The sequence below is a fragment of the Nonomuraea sp. NPDC049624 genome (genome assembly GCF_040675255.1).
Lineage (GTDB): Bacteria > Actinomycetota > Actinomycetes > Streptosporangiales > Streptosporangiaceae > Nonomuraea.
Genome location: NZ_JBFAOR010000032.1, coordinates 1 through 5,511 on the forward strand (window position 1 = coordinate 1; position 5,511 = coordinate 5,511).

Annotated in this window: 5 protein-coding genes; 2 read left to right on the plus strand and 3 right to left on the minus strand. The window is 70.8% G+C overall.

All coding sequences use genetic code 11. The features are described from left to right. Window positions 1–275 precede the first annotated feature (275 nt). Both AB0J76_RS49385 and AB0J76_RS49390 read left to right on the plus strand, forming a co-directional pair. Window positions 276–629, plus strand: a complete 354-nt coding sequence (locus AB0J76_RS49385; protein ID WP_352329950.1) for a VOC family protein — start codon at window positions 276–278, stop codon at window positions 627–629. An 85-nt stretch (window positions 630–714) separates the two neighbouring features. Next, window positions 715–2,499, plus strand: coding sequence for a DUF4132 domain-containing protein (locus AB0J76_RS49390; protein ID WP_352329948.1), 1,785 nt, complete (start codon window positions 715–717; stop codon window positions 2,497–2,499). 130 nt (window positions 2,500–2,629) lie between these two features. Here AB0J76_RS49390 and atpE read toward each other — a convergent pair whose 3' ends face one another. The 3 genes from atpE to AB0J76_RS49405 all read right to left on the minus strand — a co-directional run. Beyond that, window positions 2,630–2,863 (minus strand): ATP synthase F0 subunit C, encoded by a 234-nt coding sequence (gene atpE / locus AB0J76_RS49395; RefSeq protein ID WP_352329951.1) that lies wholly within the window; start codon window positions 2,861–2,863, stop codon window positions 2,630–2,632. Window positions 2,864–3,069: 206 nt separating this feature from the next. Further along, on the minus strand, window positions 3,070–4,641 hold the full coding sequence (locus tag AB0J76_RS49400) for a M28 family metallopeptidase (protein ID WP_352329946.1): 1,572 nt from the start codon (window positions 4,639–4,641) through the stop codon (window positions 3,070–3,072). Between the two features lie 153 nt (window positions 4,642–4,794). Then, a partial coding sequence (locus AB0J76_RS49405) for a cation diffusion facilitator family transporter (RefSeq protein WP_352329944.1) occupies window positions 4,795–5,511 on the minus strand: 717 nt, incomplete at its 5' end.

The window sequence follows — 5,511 nt, forward strand, 5'->3', positions numbered from 1 at the left end:
TGGTGGGATCCGGACCCCGTCACTCCCGGCCCGCACGCCCGCCCGCGCCCCCCCGACGTCGGGCGGGGGGGGGCACCGTCATGGGGGAAGGGCGTGGCCCTGCGCCACTTTCGCGTCTCGCGGAGCAACGCCGTGAGACCGGCGCGCTCGTGCCGGCCCAGTTCATGCTCCGAAGCAGCGCAGTACGGCGTCGACCATGGCCGAGGCGGCCGGATGGCGGTAGGAGGCCGGGCCGCCACGAGGCCGGGCCGGCGGTCCTGTCTATGCTCAAGCTCATGGCACTGGAATGGGAACAGATCATCGTCGACTCCGCCGACCCGGTCGCTCTCGGGCGCTGGTGGGCCGGGGCTCTCGGCTGGGTCGTGGTCGACGAGACCGAGGAGATCATCGAGATCCGGCCTGAGCCGGACCGGATGCCGGGGCTGCTCTTCGTGCCGGTCCCCGAGGGCAAGACGTCGAAGAACCGGCTCCACCCCGACTTCCGCCCCGACGACCAGGAGGCCGAGGTCGCCCGGTTGCTCTCCCTCGGCGCCCGGCGCGTCGACAGCGTGCAGGACGAGCAGCACTGGGTGACCCTCCTCGACCCGGAGGGCAACGAGTTCTGCGTCCTGGGCGAACGGAAGCACTGAGCAACACCCGGGTCTGCGGGCGGCCCGCTGGCAGTCGTCCAGAACGACGATCTTCGTTCGGACGTCGTGCGACTACGATCATCGGATGACGTTCGCCGGCAATTGGGATCATCTGGAACCGGCTACCAGGGAGGCCTACCGGCGTTTCGACGCCCTCACCGAGCAGGGCCTCGACCCCGGTCCCGACACCGACTGGCGCCTCTACGGCACCTACGCCCACACCAAGCTCTGGCTCGGCCCGCACGGCGGCCACGACTACGACGAGCGCGTCCTGCGCCTGGTCCGCACCGTGGCCGCGCGCGCCGTCGACTGGACGCCCGACGACGCCTGGAACCTGGCCGAACGCGCCGGCTACTGGGCCCGCCAGGGCCACACCCGCCACGAGGAGCTCTACCGGATACCGCTGGCGGCCGCCCACCTGCTCCATCCGCAACAGCGCCGCGACCTGTTCGGCCACCTGACGGACCTCGGAGAGCTCCAGCCGCTCCTGGAGAGGCTGCTCACCGAGGAGGGCTCAGCCGGCGCGGTCAGGAACGTGATCGGGGAGGCCGACCCCTTCGCCACGATGCTGGCCGAGGAGTACGGCGTCCGCCTGGCCGGAATGTCGCCGCTGCTGCGTCACTGGGCCACCGCCGACACACCGGCCCCAGGCGACGGCTGGTTGCCGGTCGTCGGCGGCCTGCTCACCCCTGAGGCCGTCGTCCTGGTCCGCGAGCTGGTCACCCGCCTGGCCGCCTACCGGGGCGGCCCGTTCGTCTGCCACCACGCCGGCATCAGCTGGAGCGAGGACCGCTTCCTGAAGGGCCGGACCGTCTGGGTGGCGTGCGGCCTGATCCGGACCTGCGAGGTCATCGACGAGCCTTGGGTCCCGTCGCTGCTCGCCGACGCCGCCGTCACCTGCGGCGCCGGCCATGACGGCCCCGGCTCCACCTGCCGCAGCGAGACCGTCGCCAACGAGGCTGTCGGCGTGCTGGCCCGCCGGGGCGGACCCGAGACCGTCACCCCGCTGGCGCTCGTTCAGACGCAGGTGCGGGCGGCGTCCGTACAGGAGAAGGTGACGCGCGCGCTCGATGCGCTCGCCGACGCGGCCGCTATGACCCGCGACCAGTTCCTCGACCGCACGCCGCCCGCCGCCACCGCCACGCCCCGAGAGGTCGAGCAGGCGCGCACGGTCGCGCGCCACCGCCTGGAGCAGGCGCTCATCCACCAGCGCGAATGGACCTGGCGTGAGGTCGGCGAGCACCTCCTCGACCACCCCGTCACCGGCCCCTACGCACGCGCCCTGGTGTGGCGGATCCCCGGCGGCCCTTCCGGGCTGCCCGTCAGGACCGTCGACGGCTGGGAACTGGCCGGGCAACGCCCCGAGGGCCCTGTCGCCTTGTGGCACCCGGCCGACGCGAGCGCCGAGGAGGTGGGCGCGTGGCGCGAGAGGGGGCCGGCGCAGCCGTTCGAACAGGTCCTCCGCGAGGTGTACGCGGAGGAGCCGGACCGCGTCGCCGGTCACGTCGTGCGCTACGGCCCGGCCCGGACGGAGCTGATCCGGCACGGCTGGACCGGCGTGTCGATCGGCTACTGGGAGCACGACTGTCACGAGGGGCAGGGTGAGGTGGTGCGCGACCTTGGGGGCTGGCAGGCCCGCTGGCTGCTGCGCGTCGTCGAGGGCATGTCCGACGAGGGCTGGGACCTGGACGCGCTGTGCGCGACCAACCCGATGACCTTCCACCGTGACGGCCAGGAGGTGCCGGCGACGTCGGTGCCGCCGCTGGTGCGGTCGGAGATCCTCCGAGAGGCCGACCTCACGGTCGCCGCCGCCTCGGCCGGCCAGGACGCCCAGCATCTGGTCGACTACTACGACGGATATTGGCACTAGAAGTCCTGCGGTGCCGACCCGACGATGCCCAGGATGACGGCCGCGGGTCGTGGGGGTGGCGTGACTCCGGAACGGTCATCGCCACCCATCTTCCGCTCGAATTCGCCATTCGCCTTGTGAAACGCGGCGATTACTTGAGGAACTGGAAGATGAACGGCGCCACCAGCCCGATCAGGGCAAGGGCCTCGGTGAGGACGAAACCGAGCAGAATGTTCTGGCGGATCAGCGGATACGCCTCGGGCTGGCGGGCGATGGCCTGCACGCCCTGGCCGAAGATGATGCCGACGCCCACGCCGGGGCCGATCGCGGCCAGACCGTAACCGATGGCGGTGATGTTGCCGGAGACTTGAGCGAGTACGTGCATTGCGCCGCCTTTCTGGCGTCCGGTGAAGCAGTGAATCGCTGGTCTGCTTGCATTCCAACCCGTGGACGCGAGAAAGAAAATATGGCGTTTCTCTAATTTATCCGCAAAATGCTCGTTGAACGGCGTACTGGACAAATCGATCTACATGTAGAACGCGTGAGCGGGTCCTTCCGTGCGCCCGCCGCGGGCGCACGGAAGGGCCGGGGTCAGCGGGTCTCCCTGCCTTCGATGGTCGCCCTGACGGTGCTCGTGGCGGCGCGGGCCTTGGCGGCCGGCCGGGCGGTGTCGGGGCCGGGCAGGTCGCGGCTGTAGGCGTAGACGACGGCCGCCGTGGCGACCGCGCCGGTGTTCAGCGCGAGTGCCTTGTCGTTGATGTTGGCGGTGGTGTCGCAGGCCTGGTGGTAGCAGGGGTCGTAGGGCTGTCCGGCGGTGCCGCCGAAGATCGCGGCCTCCTCGGGCGTCTTGATGCCCTCGGCGCCGGTGAACACGCCGCCGGAGGGGATGCCGGCCTCGATGAACGGGCCGTAGTCGGAGCGGCCGTCGAAGTCGGTGCCGTTGTGCCCCTGGTGCAGCAGGTCGAAGTACTTCTCGTAGAGCTTCTCGATCTCGTCGGAGCCGGGCGGGCCCGCCGGGGCGCCGACGCCGTCGGAGTCGTCGCCGTCGTAGATCTTGAAGGCGTAGTTGGTGGAGCCGAGCATGTCGTAGTCGAGGAAGAGCTTGATCTTGGACAGCTCGGCCGCGGGCAGGGTCTCCACGTAGTGGATCGAGCCGAGCAGGCCCAGCTCCTCGGCGCTCCACCAGGCGAAGCGCAGCCGGTTGCGGGTCGGGATCTTGCCCAGGGCCTCGGCGACGGCGAGCGTGGCGGAGGTGCCGGAGCCGTCGTCGTTGATGCCGGGCCCGGCCGGGACGGAGTCCAGGTGGGCGCCGGACATGACCACCTTGTTCGGGTCGCCCCACTTGGAGTCGGCGATGACGTTGTAGGTGGTGCGCATCTCGCTGACGGTGTCGGTCTTGATGTGGATCACGCCGCCGGTCGTGGCCAGTTCCTGGCCGACGGCGAAACTGGTGCCCAGCACGGGGATGGTGACGGGCGTGCCGAGGTTCCCGCGCAGGGTCGCGGTGCGGCCAGGCTGGCCCTCGTTGAAGACGATCACCGCGACGGCGCCGGCGGCCTTGGCGTTGTTCGCCTTGACCACGAAGTCGCAGGTGCCGCGCTGCAGCAGCGCGATGTTGCCCGGCGTGAACCCGGCGAAGTCGGCCGCCTCGCATCCGGAGTTGGAACTGCTGGGCGTCGGGCCGGGCGGCAGGACCAGGTCCACGTTCTGCAGCGACGCGGTGACCTCGCCGGACCCGGAGTAGGTCATGGTGGCGAACTCGCCGACGGTGGAGCCGTCGGGCGGGGTCGGGGTGAAGACGCGCGGGCTGGGGGAGACGCGCTCCATCAGCGCCGTGGACTTCTCCTCGAAGTAGGCGATGTCGAACGGCTGGAGGGTGACGTTGTAACCGGCCTTCTTGAGCCTGGCGGCGACGTAGTCCCGCGAGGCCAGGTGGCCGCTGGTGCCGGCGGCGCGGTTGCCGTTGTTGGCGTCGGCGATGTTCTGTAACGCCTGTAGATGTTTCTTCACCGCGGGGGCGGTGACCGAGTCGATCAGCTTCTTCTCGGCCGGGGCAGGCGCGGGGTCCGCCTGTGCCGCGGTCGGAAGGAGAGCCAGAGGCAGGGACAGTGCCGCGGCCGTCGCAAGGACGCGGAAGGCGCCTCTGCGCAGGGTGATGCGCATATGAGCTCCTCGAACTGAGATGAAACAGGTGTCTTTCCCGATTCAGCGGCCCAAGGGAATACATAAGCCGACAAATCCACCCGTGGGAAGAATTTGAGTCGTCCAATGTTGGACAAGTGCATCCCGGGGACGGCAGGGGCGGCGTGCCGCCCGCTACCAGCCCAGTTCGTCGCAGCCCTGGTGGTCGACCGGCTCCACCTGCAACGTGGCGTGCGCGATGTGGTGGCGCTCCCGCAGCACGTCGCGGGCCCGGTCCAGGACGGCGTGGTTGTCGCCCGGCTCGGCGGTGACCAGGTGCGCGGTGGCCACGTTCATGCCGGAGGTGAGCGTCCACAGGTGCAGGTCGTGCACGTCGCGCACGCCGTCGATGGCCGCCAGGTCGGCCGCCACGGCGGCGGCGTCGATGCCCTCGGGCACGTGCTGCCCCAGGACGGCGAAGACCTGCCGCCCCAGCGACACGGCGCGGACGGCGACGAACACCCCGATGGCCAGCGCGACCACGGTGTCCCAGAACGCCTGCCCGGTCGCGGCCACCAGCCAGCCCGCCACGATGACGCCGACCGAGCCGGCGGTGTCGGCCACGACCTCCAGGTAGGCGCCCTTGACGTTGAGGCTCTCGCGCGCGCCGGAGCGCAGCAGGAGCAGGGCCACGAGGTTCACCACGAGGCCGATGGCGCCGACGACGAGCATCGGGCCGGAGGAGACCGCGGCGTTCCGGCCGATGCGGCCGACGGCCTCGATCACGACGTACAGGGCGACGCCGAGCATCAGCACGACGGCCAGCAGCGAGGCGAACACCTCGGCCCGGTAGGAGCCGTAGCTGCGCCGGCCGGTGGTGTCGGGGCGGGCGGCGATCCTGGTGGCGACCAG

Coding starts and splice junctions, on each gene's coding strand:
- atpE (WP_352329951.1), bottom strand. CDS start 2,863: ATGCACGTACTCGCTCAAGTCTCCGGCAACATCACCGCCATCGGTTAC.
- AB0J76_RS49400 (WP_352329946.1), bottom strand. CDS start 4,641: ATGCGCATCACCCTGCGCAGAGGCGCCTTCCGCGTCCTTGCGACGGCC.
- AB0J76_RS49385 (WP_352329950.1), top strand. CDS start 276: ATGGCACTGGAATGGGAACAGATCATCGTCGACTCCGCCGACCCGGTC.
- AB0J76_RS49390 (WP_352329948.1), top strand. CDS start 715: ATGACGTTCGCCGGCAATTGGGATCATCTGGAACCGGCTACCAGGGAG.